Origin of the sequence: Streptomyces sp. NPDC048751, from assembly GCF_043198595.1 — a bacterium.
GTDB lineage: Bacteria > Actinomycetota > Actinomycetes > Streptomycetales > Streptomycetaceae > Streptomyces.
The window spans coordinates 154,086-172,227 of the sequence record NZ_JBICUX010000017.1; the positions used below are offsets into that span (position 1 = coordinate 154,086).

General features: G+C 72.0%; 12 protein-coding genes. 5 read left to right on the forward strand and 7 right to left on the reverse strand.

Features of this window, described 5'->3' with window-relative positions; genetic code table 11:
- Positions 1 to 102 precede the first annotated feature (102 nt).
- The gene (locus ACGFNV_RS39410) at positions 103 to 834 is read left to right on the forward strand and encodes a GNAT family N-acetyltransferase (RefSeq protein WP_393629499.1); all 732 of its coding nucleotides are present in this window, start codon (positions 103 to 105) and stop codon (positions 832 to 834) included.
- A gap of 10 nt (positions 835 to 844) precedes the next feature.
- On the opposite strand, the gene ACGFNV_RS39415 is transcribed toward ACGFNV_RS39410, so the two are convergent.
- The 5 genes from ACGFNV_RS39415 to ACGFNV_RS39435 form a co-directional block, all read right to left on the reverse strand.
- On the reverse strand, positions 845 to 5,251 hold the full coding sequence (locus ACGFNV_RS39415; RefSeq protein ID WP_393629501.1) for an SAV_2336 N-terminal domain-related protein: 4,407 nt from the start codon (positions 5,249 to 5,251) through the stop codon (positions 845 to 847).
- 3 nt (positions 5,252 to 5,254) lie between these two features.
- Positions 5,255 to 6,247, reverse strand: a complete 993-nt coding sequence (locus ACGFNV_RS39420; protein WP_393629503.1) for an AAA family ATPase — start codon at positions 6,245 to 6,247, stop codon at positions 5,255 to 5,257.
- A complete protein-coding gene (locus ACGFNV_RS39425) occupies positions 6,247 to 8,580 on the reverse strand; it encodes a caspase family protein (RefSeq protein ID WP_393629505.1) in 2,334 nt (777 codons plus the stop codon). Before ACGFNV_RS39425 ends, ACGFNV_RS39420 begins: the two co-directional genes overlap by 1 nt.
- Positions 8,568 to 9,752: a hypothetical protein gene (locus ACGFNV_RS39430; RefSeq protein ID WP_393629506.1), complete on the reverse strand. Its 1,185-nt coding sequence runs from the start codon at positions 9,750 to 9,752 to the stop codon at positions 8,568 to 8,570. The genes ACGFNV_RS39425 and ACGFNV_RS39430 overlap by 13 nt, the downstream gene beginning before the upstream one ends.
- A 147-nt stretch (positions 9,753 to 9,899) precedes the next feature.
- Positions 9,900 to 10,331, reverse strand: coding sequence for a MarR family winged helix-turn-helix transcriptional regulator (locus tag ACGFNV_RS39435; RefSeq protein ID WP_393629508.1), 432 nt, complete (start codon positions 10,329 to 10,331; stop codon positions 9,900 to 9,902).
- A gap of 230 nt (positions 10,332 to 10,561) precedes the next feature.
- On the opposite strand from ACGFNV_RS39435, the gene ACGFNV_RS39440 reads away from it, so the two are divergent.
- Positions 10,562 to 11,350 carry a putative protein N(5)-glutamine methyltransferase gene (locus ACGFNV_RS39440; protein WP_393629510.1) on the forward strand — a complete coding sequence of 263 codons (789 nt, stop codon included), beginning with the start codon at positions 10,562 to 10,564 and terminating at the stop codon, positions 11,348 to 11,350.
- 15 nt (positions 11,351 to 11,365) lie between these two features.
- Here the strand turns inward: ACGFNV_RS39440 and ACGFNV_RS39445 are convergent, their stop codons facing one another.
- On the reverse strand, positions 11,366 to 12,085 hold the full coding sequence (locus ACGFNV_RS39445) for a hypothetical protein (protein ID WP_393629511.1): 720 nt from the start codon (positions 12,083 to 12,085) through the stop codon (positions 11,366 to 11,368).
- A gap of 84 nt (positions 12,086 to 12,169) precedes the next feature.
- Positions 12,170 to 14,242, reverse strand: coding sequence for a SpoIIE family protein phosphatase (locus ACGFNV_RS39450; protein ID WP_393629513.1), 2,073 nt, complete (start codon positions 14,240 to 14,242; stop codon positions 12,170 to 12,172).
- Positions 14,243 to 14,513: 271 nt separating this feature from the next.
- Between ACGFNV_RS39450 and ACGFNV_RS39455 the strand changes: the two genes are divergently transcribed.
- From ACGFNV_RS39455 to ACGFNV_RS39465, 3 genes are all read left to right on the forward strand, one after another.
- A complete protein-coding gene (locus tag ACGFNV_RS39455) occupies positions 14,514 to 15,392 on the forward strand; it encodes a hypothetical protein (protein WP_393629515.1) in 879 nt (292 codons plus the stop codon).
- A gap of 157 nt (positions 15,393 to 15,549) precedes the next feature.
- The gene (locus ACGFNV_RS39460; protein WP_393629516.1) at positions 15,550 to 15,918 is read left to right on the forward strand and encodes a hypothetical protein; all 369 of its coding nucleotides are present in this window, start codon (positions 15,550 to 15,552) and stop codon (positions 15,916 to 15,918) included.
- 117 nt (positions 15,919 to 16,035) lie between these two features.
- A complete protein-coding gene (locus ACGFNV_RS39465; protein ID WP_393629517.1) occupies positions 16,036 to 18,051 on the forward strand; it encodes an FAD-dependent oxidoreductase in 2,016 nt (671 codons plus the stop codon).
- Positions 18,052 to 18,142: the final 91 nt, after the last annotated feature.

The window sequence follows — 18,142 nt, forward strand, 5'->3', positions numbered from 1 at the left end:
GGCCGGACGGCGACAGCGAAGGAGAACGCGAACGATGCCACAGGCGCACGTTGTCACGGAGTACGACGGTCAGGACACCGAGGTCGAGAGCGGGGCCGCGACATGAGCAAGCCCGCGCCCGCCCAGCCGCACATCCTCGACAACCCGGCCCTCGCCGCCCTCACCGGCCCGCACGCCCACTTCGCCGAGCGGCGCGGCCGGGTCCTGCGCTACCCCCTCGACGTTTCTCCGTGGCTCGCCCTGCCCGACGAGCCGGACGCGGACGACTGGGCGGACCTCGCGGCACTCGCCGGACCCGGCGCCGAGGTGCCGCTGCCGGGCTTCGGCGGGGAGGTCCCCGACGGCTGGGAGATCACCTCCCGCATCGAAGGCGCGCAGTTCGTGGACGACGGCCTGGCCGCCGCGCCGGACCCGGAGGCGATCCGGCTCGGCCCCGCCGACGTCCCCGAGATGCTCGACCTGGTCGCCCGCACCCAGCCCGGCCCCTTCCTGCCCCGCACCATCGAACTCGGCACCTACCTGGGCATCCGGCGCGACGGCACCCTGATCGCCATGGCCGGCGAACGCCTCCACCCGCCGGGCTGGACCGAGATCAGCGCGGTCTGCACGGATCCGTCCTTCCGGGGGGAGGGCCTGGCCACGCGCCTGATCCTGGCGGTGGCCCACGGGATCCGTGAACGTGCCGAGACCCCCTTCCTCCACACCGGCGCCCAGAACACCGGCGCCATCCGCCTGTACGAGTCCCTCGGGTTCCGCCTGCGCCGCACGACCGCGTTCCTGGCGGCACGGGCACCGGAGCGGCTGGGGGAGGGGCGGGTGGTGGCGGTGTCTTAGCGGGCGTCTCTCAGGTGGTCTGCTCGGCGTGGCTGCGGGCCTCCGCGGCCTCGGCAGGGGCGCCGGCCCGGTCGTAGGCGTCGGCGGCCCGGAGCCACGCGGTGCGGGCTTGGGAGGGGGCTTCCAAGGCCGCGTGCAGGAGGGCCAGGCTGCGCAGACTCCGGCCCGCCCGATACCAGTCCTCGGACTCTCGGAGGAGGTCCGTGGCGGCGCTGTACGCGGCGATCGCTTCCGTCGTGTGGTGCGCCATGTCCAGGGCCTGCCCGAGGTGGATCAAGGTGACGCCCTGGGCGTGGCGGTCGCCGACGGCCGCGAAGAGGTCGCGGGCACTGGTCAGGGCGTCGACAGCCGCGTCCGCACGACCTGACGCACTCAGGGCTAGGCCAAGACCGTTGCACGCGAGTGCCTCGCCGCGGGGTTCTCCGAGGACTCGGTGGATCTCGCGTACCCCCGTGAGGGCGGCGATCGCCTCGTCATGACGTCCCGCCTTGCGCAGGGCGTGGCCGAGGTTGGTCCGCGCGGCGGCTTCGCCGCGGGCATCGGCGATGGATCCGTAGAGGTCGCGTGCTCGGGTGAGGGCGTCGATGGCCTCGTCCACGTGCCCAGCCTCATGCAGGGCTCGGCCGAGGTTGTTCAGTGCGGCGGCCTCCATGGAGTGGTCGCCACCACGGTAGGTCGCGTCCCGGGCGGCCGTGGCCACGGCCAGCCAGTCGTCGTAGTGCCGCCGCCACGACAGGTACTCCGTCAGGGACCCGGCGAGCCGCATCGCCGCGTCGGCGAAGCGCTGCTGCCGCGCCCACTGCACGGCCGTCACCAGACCGGCCCTCTCCGCGTCCAACCATGCGAGAGCCTCGGCCCTCGTGGCGAACCGACCCGGATCCGAAAGCCCCGGCCGCCATCGAAGTCGGTCGTCGGCCGCCTCCGCACACCCGCAATACGATTCCAGCACCCGCTCTCGCGCCGCTTCACCCTCCTCGGTCAGACCGGGGTCGGCCGCCACCAGGCTCGACCCGTACTCGCGCACGAGGGCGGGCACACGCCACGCCCCGCCCACCCGCTCGATGAGATGCACGCGTGCCAGGGATTCCAGGACCCGATCCGGAGAGTCGGCACGGCCGAACAGCGCCGCGGCGACCTCGGGGCCCACCTCGGGAGCCGGAGCGAGCGCGAGCAAGCGCAGCAGACGGGCCTGATCGGGGGGCAGCCGCCGGTAGGAGGCGTCGAACGCGGCGCGGAGGCTGCGGTCGCCGTCGTCGAGGAAGGACAGCCGATCGCGGGAGGTGGCGAGTGCCGCCACGAACGACGCCACCGGCCGTCCCGGGTCCGCCGCGAGTCGCGCCACCGCGATCTGCAGCGCCAACGGCAGATGACCACAGAGGGCCGCGAGCTGCCCGGCCACCGCGTAGTCGTCGGTGATTCGGCTGTCGGACGGGTCGGCCACCCTGAGCGCCCGGTCGAGCAGCGCGACCGCCGCAACGTGCGAGAGCTGACCCAAACGGACCAAGCGAGCCCCGAGTTGGGGCAGCAAAGAGCGTGATGTAACCAGGAGGCGGTGCCGGTTGTCGTTGGGGACGAGGGGGCGGATCTGCTCGGAGGACGACGCGTTGTCGGCCAGGATCAGCATGGGGTCCCGCACCGCCAGCACCGAGCGGTACAGTGCCGCCCGCTCTTCGACCGTGGGGGGCAGGTGGTCCGAAGGGATACCGAGGGCCCGCAGCAGCGACAGAAGAGCCTGGCCGGCCGGGACGGGAGTCTCGTCGTGGCCGCGCAGGTCGACGAAGAGCACTCCGCCGGGAAACCACCCCCTGTCGAGAGCCGCGTGCGCCGCTGCCGTGGCCAGTGCGGTCTTCCCGATCCCACCGAGGCCGGAGACCGCGGTGACGGACACGAGCTGCCGAGCGTCGTGGCCAGTGGGTTCGAGGGCGTGCAGGAGCAGGTCCAGCTCTGCTTCGCGGCCGACCAAAGGCGGAGGCGGCAGGGGCAGGCTGGTCAAGGCACGCGGCAGGGGTTCCTCGTCACGCGGCCGGTGCTTCCGCAGGACGGCCATCGCCACGGATGCGGCCTGTGCGGCCGCGCGCGACAGCGCGGCCGAGGCGTTGTCCGCCCGCTTGTCCGTGTAGGCGAGGTCGCTGATGCCGCGGATCACGAGGGCGTCCAACACCCCGTTCAGATGACCCGCGCGGGCGGCGCCCGAACCCTCCATCTCGATCGCCACGGCGTCGTTGGAAAGCTCGCGGAGGCGCCGGACACCGTCCTGCCTGGCATCAGCCAGGAGAACGTCACTGGCGGCTAGCGGCTCGAAGTGGACTCGTACATCGGCCACGTCCCGTACGGCGGAACGGGCCGCGTCCACCAGGCTGTGGGAACTGAGCCATGCCCGTGGACGCACCACGAACCCCTCGGGTGTCTCCCTGCCGCCGTGGAGGTCGTACACCTTGGTGCCCACCACGACGTCACCGAGACCGACGCTCCCGCGCAAACTACCCGCGACGCCGACGAAGATCAGCGCCTCCGGACGGAGCCAGGAGGCGATCCGTGTGGCGACAGCGGCCGCTCTTTCGGCCCCTCCGTCCAGCTCCGCGATCGCGACCGTCCAGGGCGCTCCGTCGATCCGACCGCGTTCGACCCGCGTTCCGTCCGCGTGGACCAACTCCTCCGGATCGGTGAGGTGAGCGCGAACGGCGTCGTACTCGACAGCCAACGCGGTCAGAATGACCACCGCAGGACTCGACGGCACAGGCTTCCTGCGCTCCCGCGCCACATCCGGCTCGTCCTCGTCCTCGCTCTCGTCCTCCTCCTCGTCCCAGAACTCCTCGAGCTCGTCCAGCCCCAGCCGAGTTCGCATCGCCGTCCCCAGCCGGGCAAACGGCTGGGGCACCCCCTCGGCCCCTCCCACCGCCCCAGGACCGAGCAGCCAGGCCGGGAAGTCCGGCGACCTCCCCACCAGTTGCTCCACACGCTCTCCCACCCGCTGACTCGAAGCGACCAGCTCCTTCAGCGGAACCGTGTCGAGCAGTTGGTCCTTCGCCTCCGTGGTGAAGTCGAACAGGCGGTACTTCATCGGCCCCTTGGGCGGCGCCGCCACGGGCCGGAGCAGTCCGCCCAGGAAGATCTCCGCCAGGGCCGCGGTGCTGGTGCGCCCGGGCAGGCAGGACTGGACGAGCCGCATCACCGGAACGGTCACCGGCGCCACGGCCGCGAGGTGGGCGGCCAGTCGTACGGCGGTGGGTGATGCCGTTCTGGTGAACGTGCGGGCGTCGGCGGGCGATGCGGTGGCCGCGGGAGTGGCCGAGGTACGCGGCTCCCACAGGCGCAGAGGGACGGGCAGCCCCACCGTCGTGAGCGCGGTCGCCCACGCGCGCAGCCCGCTCGGCGTCAGCTCGACCACGGGCACCGGGACCCGGTCGAAGGACGACATGTCCGGCGGCAGGACGGGATCGGTGACGTGCCAGTCGGCGTTGCGGGAGCCGGGACGCGGCATGGTGACGTGCCAGGTGTCGGCGGCTGCACCGGTGCCGGGCCAGAGGTGGCGCGGCAGGACGTGGAACACCGAGGTGGGCCCGACCTTGCCCCACTGTTCCAGTGCGGCCCGCATCCGCCCGTCCCGCCAGGCGGGTGCCGCACCGTCCGTGATCACCATGATCAGGGTGCGTCCCGAGGGGTCGTTCAGCGCGCTCGTGGGCAGGGAGTTGGCCCTGCTGCCGCTCCACGGCCTCACGAGGAACACGCCGGGCCCGTTCGTGCGGCGGGGTTCCGTCCGGGTCCCGTACCCGAGCTGGTGGATCTCGATCTGCCGGAAGGCACCGCTGTGTTCCAGCACGGCTTGCAGTTCACGGCAGTGGCGCTCCCAGAGCACCATGGAGATCTCGCTGTCGATGACGAGGGCGAGCCGCAGCCAGGGTTCCGGCAGGGGACGCAGCACCACGTTCGGGATCCCGGTGTCGGCCTGCGCGGCGGCCGTGGCGTCCTCGTCGAGGACGGTGCGGGTGGTGCCGGCGACGCGGCGCTTGAGCGGGCGCAGGGCCCGGCCCAGGGCGAGTTCACTGCCCAGGACCTTGCCCCCGGGCAGCCGCACGGGCCCACCGGGCGGTGCCTTGGCGGACGGAGCGCCGGTGACCGGCGCAGGGGCCTGGGGGCTCGTGGTGGCGGTCGCCGACCGGGGGCGGACGCCGGGATCGTCGAGGGTTTCCGAGGAGGTGCCGCCAGTGCCGGTCGCGGGCTCGGGCGGCACGGCCGAAGGGGCGACCGGCCGTGGCCCCTCCGCCGCCTCCGCATCCGCGCCGTCCCGCAGACGACGTGCCAGTGGCGCGTCCGTCCCGCGAGGCATCCTCGTGGCCAGCCACAGGGCGTCCAGCAGTTCCCCGACGCTGAGATCCAGCCCGGCTGCCTCCAGGATGCGCCGCAGCTCCCCGGACACGGTTCACCCCCCGGGATTCAGCTGGTGCAGTACGGTCCGCAGAAGGCCGTCGGGGGCGAGTCGGGCTCCGCCGGCGCGCAGGAAGACGGCGTTGAGCAGCTGGTCCGTGGAGAGTTCCTTGAGCTCGCGCTGCTCCAGGAACGTGTCGATCAGATCGTCCGCGGCCGCCGCCATGTCCGCGTCCAGATGCGTCGCGATGATCTTACGGAGCCGGTCCTTGCGGGGATCGTCCAGGTGGAGCGGGAGACAGCGACGTCGGAAGGCCGGCGGGAAGTCGCGCTCGCCGTTGCTCGTGATCACCACGACCGGAAACTGCGAGCAGCGGACGAACCCGCGGCGTACCGTGGCCCGCCTGCCCCGGTCCGCCGTGAACACCTCGACCTCCGGCTGCGATTCGGGCAGTCGGGACAGCTCGGGAATCTCGAAGCAGCCCTCCTCGAACACCGTGAGCAGGTCGTTCGGCAGGTCTACGTCCCCCTTGTCGAGTTCGTCGACGAGCAGTACCCGGGGCCGGACGGACGGGACGAGAGCCGTGCCCAGGGGGCCCAGGCGCACATAGTTGCCGATGTCCGGCGCTTTCTTCGCCTCGGCGTTCGCCAGACTGCCCTCCTGGAGGCGGCCGATGGCGTCGTAGCGGTAGAGCGCGTCCTGCAGCGCGGAGCGGCTGTTGATCGGCCAGCGCAGCACGTCGCCCAGGTCGAGTTCGTGGGCGATGGCCTCAGCCAGTGAGGTCTTCCCGACGCCGGGGTGACCGGTGACGAGGAGCGGCCGCCGTAGATGCAGGGCCGCGTTGATCACGTCGACCTCGGCGTCGCCGATCACGTACCCGGACTCATCAGGCTCTCCCGCTCCCTCGGCGCGGACCTCGCCCACCCCGTCGCCCTCGAAGCAACGCCAGGGCGGAGCGGGCGGGATCTCGGCGGTGCGTTTCCTGCCGTCACCCTGGAAGATCCTCCACTCGGGCTTCTCGGCGGCCGTGCCGGTCGGGCCAGTCATCAGCAACTCGCTTCTTCTTCGGAGGCGGACTCTCGGGTCAGGGACAGCACGGGGGGCAGCGCCCGGTCGTGGTCTTCGAGGAGCAGGGCGGGCCGCAGGGGATGACGTACGCGGTCGTGGTGGGACTGCGCCCAGTACGACCGCACCCGTTCGGGCAGCTCGTGCAACGCGCCCTCCGGTTGGAGCTGGGCGAATTCGCCGCCGGTGAGGGCGCGTGAGTCCTCGGTGTCCCAGATGACGACGGGGTAGCCCAGGGCGAGAGCCGTCCGCACGAGGAGGGCGCCCGCTCTTCGGCCGGTGCGCACCACCACCCGGGCCGCGTCGGAGCTGGTGCGCAGCGTGGCGTAGGCGCGCATCGCCCGGGGGTCCTCGACGGTGTGCGATTCGTCGAGGTAGACGACGTCAGGCAGGAGACGACGCGACCACCGTTTCTTCAGCCAGAACCGGCGGTAGTCCTCCTTGTCGACGGACGCCATGGGCGCACAGCGCAGCGTGATCTGTTGTTCGACACCGAGCAACACGGGCCCGTCCGCGGGACCGCCGGCGCCGTCCCACGCCTGCACGGGGATCTCCAGGATGTCGTCGTGCTGCAGCACGATCTCCACCACCGGCTCGGTGCCGTCGTGCTCGGTGAGCGAGCGTGCCGCCCGTCCGATGAGACCCACGGCCTGCGCGGAACTGAGGGGCACTCCGTTGTCCGGGTGGGCGTACCGGGAGAGCTCTCCGGTGCCGGCGTCGATCCAGACCACGCAGGTGAAGATGTCGCCCGTGCCCTCGGGGTAGACCTGCACGACGACGCGCGCGGGGGCGCGGGATGCGTGGAGGGCCTCGTCCCACTCGGCGGCCTCCGCCTTGACCCGGGCCAGTTCGGCCGCCTCCACCCGCAGTCGCGCGGCTACCCGGTCGCCCCATTGCTCCAGCAGTTTCCGCCGGGCGTAGGACACCCTCGTCGTGCCGGTGTGGGAGACGAGGTATTGAGTGAACGCCACGACCGCGGGGACCTTGAACCCCTTCGTCACCTGACTGCGCCCGCCGGGGAATTCCTCCAGTCGCTCGATGTGGTCCATGAGCTGCGGCAGGCTGAGCGCCGGCGCCCCGTCCGCCGTCACCTGCACGCCGCAACGTGACGCCGAGGCCTGGGTCAGCGTGTTGACCACGGCCGGTGGCAGAGGGGCGGGCCACTGCGCGAGCAGGGCCCGCAGATCCGCGTACTCCCGTGGCGACAGCAGACCGGGAGATCCGTGGCGCAGAGCGAGGGTGAGGAACGCCTGTATGACCTTTTCCTTCGCCCCGTCATTGGTCAGAGCCTCGACGAAGCCGGCCATCGCCCGGGGCTTGTGCAACAGGGCCCGTGCGAACCAGCTCATGGGGTCCCTGACGGCGGGCGGTAACGGGCCACAGGCGTCGACGAGCCGGTCCACGTACTCGAGACAGGTGGTGTCGTCCTTGAGATGCCTGCACAGCGTGTCGCGGACCTGCCCGAGGGCCGCTGCGTCCACGCGGGCGAAGGTCGTGTCGAACTGCGCGCCGTTGTCGAGGGCGCGGTAATGGTAGGCCGTCGGCGTCTGCGTCGACGGGCTCCCGTTCGCGTAGCGGTCCTCGAACCACGTCCGCACGTGCTGTTCGAGCAACGTGAGATCCGGGCGCAGGTGCGGTGCCCGGTCCTCCAGCCAGTCCAGGACCGTGCTGGTGAAGAGCCCCGTACCTGCCGTGAGGTCCTGCTCGGCCTCCTGGCCGTCGCGGGCCGCGTACAGCACGAACTGTTCCACCTCCCCGCGCCCGTGCCGGGGGAACGGGACGGGTACGGGAGGCTGGTCCAGTTGGTACTGCTCCTCGAACGCGGCGCAGGCGTCGATGAAGAAGACCTGCTGGGTGAAGCCGGGCAGGTCGTCGCGGATGAGGTGGAGACGCAGGTCCTCGACAGCGACGCAGCGCAGGTCGGCGGCCCACGCGTCCGGCGTGAAGAGCAGCCGCTCCGCGCCGTTCCTCCCCATGATCCCGTGGCCGCCCCAGTAGACGTAGAGGAGTTCACCGGGAACGGACGCCAGTTCCTCGACGAAGACCGTGCGGATGTCGTCGGCCGTCCCGACGCGCCGCCAGGCCAGGTCCGCGTCCTTGGCCTCGCTCGCGACGGCCGCCTCGTTCTCGTCCAGTACGGAGAGCAGCAGCGTGATGTTCTCCTTCGGTACGCCCCCTTCGCGCAGCCAGCGCGCGAAGCGCACGGCGTTGCCGGCCGCCCCGGCCAGGGTCATCTCGATGGCCTTCGGATACTTTTCCAGTCCGACGATGACCGCGTGGATCGCGTCGGGATCGCCGCGGTTCAGTCCAGCCATGCGTGGATGGCGTCCCATACCTCGGCGTTGGACCAGTACGCGCTGTGGGAGTAAGGGAACGGCTGTCCGTTGTTGGACACCTCCACGTCGAAGGCGCGCTTGGCGAAGACCTCCGCCGCGCTGTAGGAGAGGAGGTCCCAGGGATCGTGGATGTTCAGCCACCCGGCCGGGAAGTGCGCCGGAAGCGGGTCCGGATGTTCGAACGCGGTCAGTGCTCCGCACTCGTAGAGGAACGGAGCCTGGGAGCCCACGGTGATCAGCTGGTCGACGCGGTCGAGGGGCTCCATGGCCAGCAGGTCCACGCAGGCGACCCCGCCCAGGCTGTGGGCCAGCAGGGTGATCCGGTCGCCCGGAGTGTGCTCGATGGTGCGCCGGATCAGTTGCCGGATGCCGTCGCCGCGTGCCTGGTAGCGGAGGATGTCGCCCACCATCGCCAGCGCGCCGTCGCTCAACGCGCCACGCCGGTCCACGGTCCACCGGGTGGCCGACCGCAGCGCGGACGTCTTCACCGCCTTTCCCACCTTGCCCGTCAGCGCTCGGCTGCCGCCCGACAGCTCTGTGCTGAGAGCGGCGAGCAGGGCGTCACGGGCAGGACCGGCGAGGGTGTCGGCGCCGCGGGACTGCGCGGTGGCGAGCGTGCCCGCCACGACGGCCCTCGCCGCCGTGTGCCGGTGCTCGTACCCGTTCTGGTCGACGGTGGTGGCCGCGTCACGCACCTCCGGTGAGGCCGCCACCTCGGCCAGTGCCGTGGCGAAGTCGGCGCGCAGTCCGTGCCGGTCCAGTCGGGCCAGCAGTTCCTCCGACGGCCGGTACTCCTGGACCGTGGTGAGGAACCGCTTGGAGGGCGGGATGCCGCGGATGGCGCCCGTTTTCGGCGCGGGGCGCAGGCCGAGCAGCCGGAGCTCGTACCCCGGGTCGTTGTAGAGCACTTCCCACTCGGCGACGGCGGCGTCCGCAGCGTCCTCCTTGCTGCCCCCGCCGGACTTGGCGTAGCCGGGAACCGAGGCCCCGCCGTGGGTGAACCTCGCGCCCTCCGCCGGTCCCCAGAGGCATCCTCGTACGTCCCAGTCGGGCCGGATCGAGCGGAACTCGGCTTGCACCGTCGCGAAGGTCGCGTTGTACGACTGCCGGCGTACGCCGGTGCCGTGCACGAACACGACCGACCGTTTCATGGCCACCCCCCGGTTGCAGGGCCGTGGCGACACACGACGGGTGCACCCCTGTGGCCCGCCATGATGGTAGCCAGCCAGACCCCTGCGAAAACGGCAAATGGCGAAAGTGGGAGTGAACCGGAGGCTGCCGCGGATCAGGCGGCCGGTTCAGCCCTCCGGCTCAGACCAGGCGTTGTACCGCACCAGATACGCCGCGAACCTCTCCAGATCCTCCTCCGGCCAGTCCGCCAGCCGCTCGCGGAAGGCGGTGCGGCGGCTCTCCGTCACCTGGGCGAGGATGTGGCGGCCGGCGGCGGTGAGGTGGAGGAGCTGGACGCGGTGGTCGTCGGGGTCGACGCGGCGTTCGATCAGGGCGGCGCGTTCCAGGGCGGTCACCTGGCGGCTGACGGTGGACTTGTCGAGGCCGTAGTGGGCGGCCAGGTCGGTGGCGCGGGTGCCGTCGCTCTCCTCCAGGTGGGCGAGCAGGGTGTACGAGACGAGGGAGAGCTCGGGGTGCATACGGCCCGCCGTGGCCCGGGCTCGGCGGGCGAAGCTCGTCATCTCGCGCTGGATGGTCTCGACGGCGTCGGCTGCGGTCACCTGACCTCCTGTCCACTCATGGTTGCATAGTACAACTTGGCGGGTCCGGAGGGGCGCTCCACGATAGGGTGAGCGCCCGGCTGTGGACGGACCCAGCCGTGCGGAGTCGAGGAGGTGGGACCCATTACCGCTGTGTCAGGTCGGGTGCTCTCACCTCGAGGTGGCGTGGACCGCCGCCCGTAGGCGACCGCGAGAGCGCCCTTCGGCTCTCGAAAGGCTCTCGGCTTTCCATGCCTCCACTTACCCCCGCCCCGTCCTGTGACTCCGTCGTGGCCGCGCTGCGTGCCGCGGGCTGCGTCTTCGCCGAGGACGAGGCCGAGTTGATCCTCACCACCGCCCGTACGCCGGACGAGCTCACCGCCATGGTGGAGCGCCGGGCGGCGGGCCTGCCCCTTGAACACGTCGTCGGGTGGGCCGAGTTCCACGGGCTGCGTGTCCAAGTGGAACCAGGTGTCTTCGTGCCCCGCCGTCGCACCGAGTTCCTCGTCGACCAGGCCCTCGCCCGCGCGCCCCACGCCCGCGTCGTCGTCGACCTGTGCTGCGGCTCCGGCGCGGTCGGCGCGGCCCTCGCCGCCGCTCTCGGCCCGGTCGAGCTGCACGCCGCCGACATCGACCCGGCCGCTGTGCGCTGCGCCCGGCGCAACGTCGCCGGTCAGGGGGGCCGGGTGCACACAGGTGACCTGTTCGAGGCGCTTCCCGGCCGACTGCGGGGACGGATCGACATTCTCGCCGCCAACGTGCCGTACGTCCCGAGCGGCGAGGTCGCCCTGCTTCCCTCGGAGGCCCGCGATCACGAGCCGCTGACCGCCCTCGACGGCGGCGCCGACGGGCTCGACGTGCTGCGCCGGGTCGCCGCCGGGGCTCCGCGGTGGCTGGCACCCGGGGGAGTGCTGCTGGTCGAGACGAGCGAGCGTCAGGCGCCGGGAGCTCTCGACGCCTTCACCCGCGCCGGCCTGACCACCGAACTGACGATGTCCGAGGAGCTGTACGCCCACGTCGTGATCGGCACCAGGCCCTAGCTGTCACAGGCGTCATCAGGTCGTCGCGCCGCTGTCCGACCTGTCCGACGGCTGCGGGGAGGGGGTGCGGTCGCTGTGGCCCCACGGCCCGTGCCCCCGCTTGCCACGCCAGCCGCCCGGGCCCTTGTCGTCGGAGCCCGCGCGGACGCGGACGGCGGTGCGGGTGCCGTCGTCGTCGCGCTCGCCGACGAGGAGGGCGGTCTCGCCCATCTTCACCGAGTCCGACGTGCCGTCGCGCCGGTCCGTGACGCCCTTGCTCACCTTCCACGTCCACGAGGTGCCGTCGTCGCTCTTGACGGTGACCTGGTCGCCGTCCACCTTCTCGAGAGTGCCCCGCTGCCAGATCCGTACGACCCACTCGCCGGTGTCGCGGTCCTTCACGGTCGCCTCGCCGTGCACGGCGTCGCCGCCGAGCGCTGCCCAAGGGCCGCCACCGGGGTGGCCACCGGGGTGGCCACGGGGCGTTTCGGGGGAGTGCGACGCCGAGGCGGACGCGGCCGCCGGTGCGGCTCCGCCGTCCGCACCGCCCGAGCTCGCGGCGTAGGCGACGGTGCCGCCCACCGCCAGGACGGCGACGGCCGTGGCCGCGATCACCGTCCGCGCGCGGACGGACCGGCGCTGCCACAGCTCACGCGGGGACGAGCGCTCCCGCTCCGGTCCGCCGGGGCCCGCGAGGACCTCCCACTCGCCCGGTGCGCCGCCCTCGGTGATCTCCCGATCATGATCCTGCGTCACGGCTCACTCCTTCGATCGAGGTGCCCACCCTGCTGTGATTGTGGAATGCCTTCGGTAAACAACCGGTAATGAAAACCTGTGAATCTACGTGCGCGCCCGAGCGATCAGCAGGGCCACGTCATCGTGGTTGTCGGGATGGTGCAGCGTGCGCAGCAGCAGGTCGCAGACGTCCTCCAACGGCCGCGCGGGGTCGTCGAGCAGCGTCAGCAACTGGTCCAGGCGCTCGTCCAGGGAGTGCCTGCGGGTCTCGACCAGACCGTCGGTGTACAGCACGAGTTGGTCGCCGGGCGCGAAGTCGACGGTGGTGGTGGAGAACGCCACGCCGCCCACGCCGAGCGGCACTCCGGTGGGCAGGTCGAGCAGCTCCGGCGAACGGCCCGTCCGGATCCGGGCCGGCGGCAGGTGCCCGGCGTTGGCGATCCTGCACCGCCGGAGTCCGGGGTCGTGGACGGCGTAGAGGCAGGTGGCGATGGAGTGGTCGAGGCTCTGGGTGATCCGGTCGAGGTGTTCGAGGAGGACGGCGGGGTCGAGGTCGAGGGAGGCGAGCGTGTTGGTGGCGGTGCGCAGCCGGCCCATCGTGGCGGCGGCACTGATGCCGCTGCCCATCACGTCACCGACGACGAGCGCGGTCTTGCCGCCCTCCAGCGGGATCACGTCGAACCAGTCGCCGCCGACCTCGGTGGTGGCCCCCGCGGGCTGGTAGCGGGAGGCGACCTCGAGGCCACCCGTCACCGAGGGGTGGCTCGGCAGCAGGCTGCGCTGCAGGGTGAGGGCGGTGTCGCGGGCGTTCTGGTACCAGCGGGCGTTGTCTATCTGCACGGCCGCGCGGGCGGCCAGTTCCTTGGCCAGCAGCAGGTCGTCCCGGCCGAACGGCAGGGGATTCCCGGCCCGTTTGAGGTCGAGGGCGCCGAGCACCTCGCCCCGCGCGATCAGCGGCACGGCGAGGTACGAGTGGACGCCCGCGCGCGCCAGGAGCCCGGCCGCCTCCGGTGAACGGGCGATGCGCGCCAGGTCCTCGTCCGTCACCCGCTCCACCAGGACGGGCCGTCCCGTGCGCACGCACTGCGTGACCAGCCGGTCGGGCCCGTAGCGGGCCACCTGCCCGGGCGGGTCGGCCGCCTCGAGCCCGTCCGGCGAGCGGTCCGCCTGGACGGCGAGCGCGCGGATCACCGCCGGTTCGGCGGGGCCGAGCCCGCTGCGCCGGCCGCCGACGACCGCGTCGAGCAGGTCCACGGCGGCGATGTCGGCGAGCTCGGGCACGGCCACGTCGACCAGTTCGCGGGCGGTGCGGTCCAGGTCCAGCGTGGTGCCGATGCGGGCGGAGGCGTCGGCGATCACCGCCAGGCGCCGCCGTGCGGCCTCGGCCTCGACGCCCGCCCGGTGCTGGTCGGTGACGTCCACGATGGACGCGGCCACCCCCAGCACGGTGCCCGCCGTGTCCTCCAGGCGGTAGAGCGAGAGCGACCAGGCGTGGTCCTCGTCCGGATCGGCCGGGGTGCGGCCGACGACGGACAGGTCGACGAGCGGCCGACCGGTGCGCAGCACCTCGTCCGCCCCCGACTCGAAGGTGTCCACGTCCAGCAGCGGCAGCAGCTCCCGGGGTGTGCGGCCCACGTGCTCGTCGGCCGGGAGGCCGTTGATGTCCTCCAGGGCCGGGTTGACGGAGACGTACCGCAGGTCGGTGTCCAGGACGGCGAGCCCGATCGGCGACTGGTCGATCATCCGCGTCGACAGCGCGACGTCACGCTCCAGCCGCCGCAGGGTCGAGCGGTCGGTCGCGAGCCCCAGCGCGTAGACCTGCCCCTGTCCGTCCAGGAGCCGCTGGTTGCGGAACTCCACCAGGCGCGTGCTGCCGTCCTTGCGGCGGATGGGGAAGGCGCCCGCCCAGCCCTCGCCGGTGGCCATGACGTCGGCGAACAGTTTGACGGCGAGGTCGTGGTGCTGCTCGTGGACCATGACGTCGGCCGCGTACCGGCCGAGCGCCTCCTCGGCCGGGTAACCGAACAACTCCTCGGCCTGCGGGCTCCACAGCACGATGTGCCCCTGGGCGTCCAGCAGCACCGAGGCCACGTTCAGCAGGTCGAGCAACCCGCTCGGCCGCACGGGCCCGCGATCCGGTGCACCGCCCTCGGACACCGGCGACCCGGCTGTACTCATCGCACGCATCGCCTCCGCCGTCCGCGAGGCACGCCAGTTCCCCGTGCCGACTCCCCACGTTGCACCGCGCTCAACCTCATCTCCCACGCCGACGGGCCAGGGGGTGCTGGGCGGGACTTTCAAAAACACCCCCGGACTCCACCATCCCCCGAGAGGGTGCCCGGCGTCCCGTCGACACCCCGCGTTTTCTTCTTTGGTCTGTACATGACCATCTTGGGGCGCCAGACTGTCCGCCGATCACCTCCCACCCCCCCAACCGAGGAGTCGGTTCATGCCCCTGCGCGCCGCGCGGCACCGCTGTCATCTGATCCTGACCGGCCTGGTCGCCCTCGCCACCGCCGCCGTGCTGTCGGCCGCCCCGCCCGCCGCCGCGGCCGACACCTGGACCGAGGTCGGTTCGGACCGCGCCGACCCGCTCACCGAGAGCCAGGGCCTGACGTCGGTCGAGGTCCCCGCCGGCAGCGCCAACCGGTACACGGGCATCGGCACCGTCCCCCTCGGCGTCAGCACCCGCGGCTGGAACCACGTCGGCGACCCCGACGCCTCCTACGACGGCCACTACGTCGAGCCGTACCAGCGGGACTCGGGGACCACCAAGATGTTCCGGGTGCAGGCACCGGGCGGCGGCTGGTCCGAGTACGTCCACACGCTGGGCCCGGGAGAGGCGCTGAACAACTCGTGGGTCGCGGTGTCGCCGGACGGACAGTGGATGCTGGCCGGCGAATGGGGCACCATGAGCCGGCTGCTGGTCTTCCCGACCCCGGGCGTGAATCCGGGCACCTCGCCGTCGGCGGACCTGCCGCAGGTCTCCACCGTCCGCCTCGACCACGCCGTGCGGGACGTGCAGGGCTGCGACTTCGTCGACGCGACCCGGCTGCTGTGCTCCTCCGACGACCCCGCGGGCACCCTGTTCGGCATCACCAAGCCGCTGCTCCAGGTCGACCTGTCGGCCGCGCCGAACGGCACGTCGGACGTGGCCGGCCATGTCACCGCGCTGCGCCAGCTGCCCCTGCGCAGCTCCTGCTCGGGCACCTTCGAGGCGGAGGGCATCGACTACGACCGCCGCACGGGGGCGCTGCGCGTGATCGTCGTCTCGCCCGGCTTCTGCGTCCTGACGGACAGCAAGACGTACCGCTTCACGCGGGGCTGAGGCGCGGGCGGCGCCGCCCGGCGTGTGCGGCGCCGTCGACGATGCTCTCCTGGAAGGTGGCACTTTCCCGGGGTTTCCCCAAGTTTCCCGGGGTGGAGTGCGGTTTCGCGGGGAACTCGCGGTACCGCAGTCCCGCCATGAGAGGAGCGTTCACGAAATGGACAGCGACCGTCCGCACGAGGAATCCGTCTCCGTCGCGATCAGCGATTGCACCAAGGAGGACGCGCGGGTCGTGTTCGACACCCTGTGCGCGTGCTTCTCGTCCGACCGGTGCGCCGAGGACGTACCGGAGCAACTGCACGAGACGCGACCCATGGTGTGGCTCGGCACGTTCGACGTGTCCGACGCGCACGAGGGAGCCCGCCCCGCCCACCTGCATGCCTCCGTCACCGCGGACGTACAGGGCGGCTACTGGGCCATTGAGCGGTTCCGCACCACCCTGGACGACCTGTTCTCGGTGGAGGACCTGACCACGGCCTCCGGCGACCAGGAGAGGGAGTTGCACATCCGGTTGGCGAGCCGCTGACAACCCGGCCCCACCGGCCGTTGTGCAACTAGTTGCAAAAAACTTAGTGCAACTAGTTGCACAACCGTGTGCGGGTCCTCTACAAAAAGAGGGCACGCACACCGCACGGAGGGCCCCATGAGCCGCTACCCCCACCTGCTGAGCCCGCTCGAGCTGGGCTTCACCACGCTGCCCAACCGCGTCCTGATGGGCTCGATGCACGTAGGCCTGGAAGAGGCCGAACGCGGCTTCGAGCGGATGGCGGAGTTCTACGCCGCCCGGGCCCGCGGGGGAGTGGGACTGATCGTCACCGGCGGCATCGCCCCCAACGACGAGGGGCGCCCGGGCGAGGGCGGCGCCAAGCTCACCACCGACGCGGAGGCCGAGCAGCACCGGCAGATCACTGACGCCGTGCACCGCGAGGGCGGCCGCATCGCGATGCAGATCCTCCACTTCGGCCGCTACGCCTACCACCGCGACCTGGTCGCCCCGAGCCCGATCCAGGCCCCCATCAGCCCCTTCGTGCCCCGCGAGCTCACCGACGCCGACGTCGAGCGCACCATCGACGACTATGCCCGCGCCGCCCGACTCGCCCGGCAGGCCGGCTACGACGGCGTGGAGATCATGGGCTCCGAGGGCTACCTCATCAACGAGTTCATCGCCGCGCAGACCAACCACCGCACCGACCGCTGGGGCGGAACGTACGAGAACCGCATGCGCTTCCCCGTCGAGATCGTCCGGCGGGTGCGCGAGGCGGTCGGCGAGGACTTCATCGTCATCTACCGGCTGTCCATGCTGGACCTGGTGCCCGGCGGCTCCTCGCTGGAGGAGGTCGTCACCCTCGCGAAGGCCGTCGAGGCCGCCGGGGCGACGATCATCAACACCGGCATCGGCTGGCACGAGGCCCGCATCCCCACCATCGCGACCTCCGTGCCGCGCGGCGCCTACACCTGGGTCACCAAGCGGCTCATGGGCGCGGTGTCCGTCCCGCTCGTCACGACCAACCGCATCAACACCCCCGAAGTCGCCGAGGAGTTGCTCGCCGAGGGCTGTGCGGACATGGTGTCGATGGCCCGCCCGATGCTCGCCGACCCCGACTTCGTCAACAAGGCCGCCGCCGGCACCCCCGACGCCATCAACACCTGCATCGGCTGCAACCAGGCCTGCCTCGACCACACCTTCAGCGGCCGGATCACCTCCTGCCTGGTCAACCCGCGCGCCTGCCACGAGACGGAGCTGGTCCTCTCCCCGACCCGGCTGCGCAAGCGCGTCGCGGTCGTCGGCGCGGGCCCCGCGGGCCTCGCCTGCTCCGTGAGCGCGGCCGAACGCGGCCACGACGTCACGCTCTTCGACGCCGCGAGCGAGATCGGCGGCCAGCTCAACGTCGCCCGCAAGGTCCCCGGCAAGCAGGAGTTCGACGAGACCCTGCGCTACTTCCGCCACCAGCTCGACGCCCACGGCGTGGCCGTACGACTCGACACGCCCGTCACCGCCACCGACCTCTCCGGCTACGACGAGGTCGTCGTCGCCACCGGCGTCACCCCCCGCACCCCCGACATCCCCGGCGTCGACCACCCCCGCGTGCTCGGCTACCTGGACGTCCTGCGCGACGGCGCCCCCGTCGGCGACCGGGTCGCCATCCTCGGCGCGGGCGGCATCGGCTTCGACGTCGCCGAGTACCTGACCGACGTCGGCGACAAGGCGAGCGAGGACCCGGCGACGTACTTCCGCCACTGGGGCGTCGACACCGACTACCGTGCGCCCGGCGGCCTCGCCGCCCCAGAGCGGCCCGCCCCGCCGCGCACCGTCCACCTGCTCCAGCGCAAGACCACCAAGGTCGGCGCCGGCCTCGGCAAGACCACCGGCTGGATCCACCGCACCGAGCTCAAGCACCGCGGGGTGACCATGGTCCCGGGCGTGCGCTACGACCGAATCGACGACGCGGGACTGCACATCACCGTCGGTGAGGAGTCCACCGTCCTGGAGGTCGACACCATCGTGCTCTGCACCGGGCAGGAGCCGCGCCGGGGCCTGTACGAGGAACTGCTCGCCGCCGGACGCAGCGTGCACCTCATCGGCGGCGCCGACGTGGCCGCCGAACTGGACGCCAAGCGCGCGATCAAGCAGGGCACCGAGCTGGCGGCGGCGCTCTAGTGACCTGAGTCGGAGATTCGTCGTTGGTTCGGTATGAGTCGTCCGGGTCCGAAGATTCCGCCGCTGTCACTGACTGATACCCAACGGGCTG

Bases quoted from the DNA above. Each gene is read 5' to 3' on its own strand.
- ACGFNV_RS39410 (WP_393629499.1), top strand. From the start codon at position 103: ATGAGCAAGCCCGCGCCCGCCCAGCCGCACATCCTCGACAACCCGGCC.
- ACGFNV_RS39420 (WP_393629503.1), bottom strand. From the start codon at position 6,247: ATGACTGGCCCGACCGGCACGGCCGCCGAGAAGCCCGAGTGGAGGATC.
- ACGFNV_RS39425 (WP_393629505.1), bottom strand. From the start codon at position 8,580: ATGGCTGGACTGAACCGCGGCGATCCCGACGCGATCCACGCGGTCATC.
- ACGFNV_RS39430 (WP_393629506.1), bottom strand. From the start codon at position 9,752: ATGAAACGGTCGGTCGTGTTCGTGCACGGCACCGGCGTACGCCGGCAG.
- ACGFNV_RS39440 (WP_393629510.1), top strand. From the start codon at position 10,562: ATGCCTCCACTTACCCCCGCCCCGTCCTGTGACTCCGTCGTGGCCGCG.
- ACGFNV_RS39450 (WP_393629513.1), bottom strand. From the start codon at position 14,242: ATGAGTACAGCCGGGTCGCCGGTGTCCGAGGGCGGTGCACCGGATCGC.
- ACGFNV_RS39455 (WP_393629515.1), top strand. From the start codon at position 14,514: ATGCCCCTGCGCGCCGCGCGGCACCGCTGTCATCTGATCCTGACCGGC.
- ACGFNV_RS39460 (WP_393629516.1), top strand. From the start codon at position 15,550: ATGGACAGCGACCGTCCGCACGAGGAATCCGTCTCCGTCGCGATCAGC.
- ACGFNV_RS39465 (WP_393629517.1), top strand. From the start codon at position 16,036: ATGAGCCGCTACCCCCACCTGCTGAGCCCGCTCGAGCTGGGCTTCACC.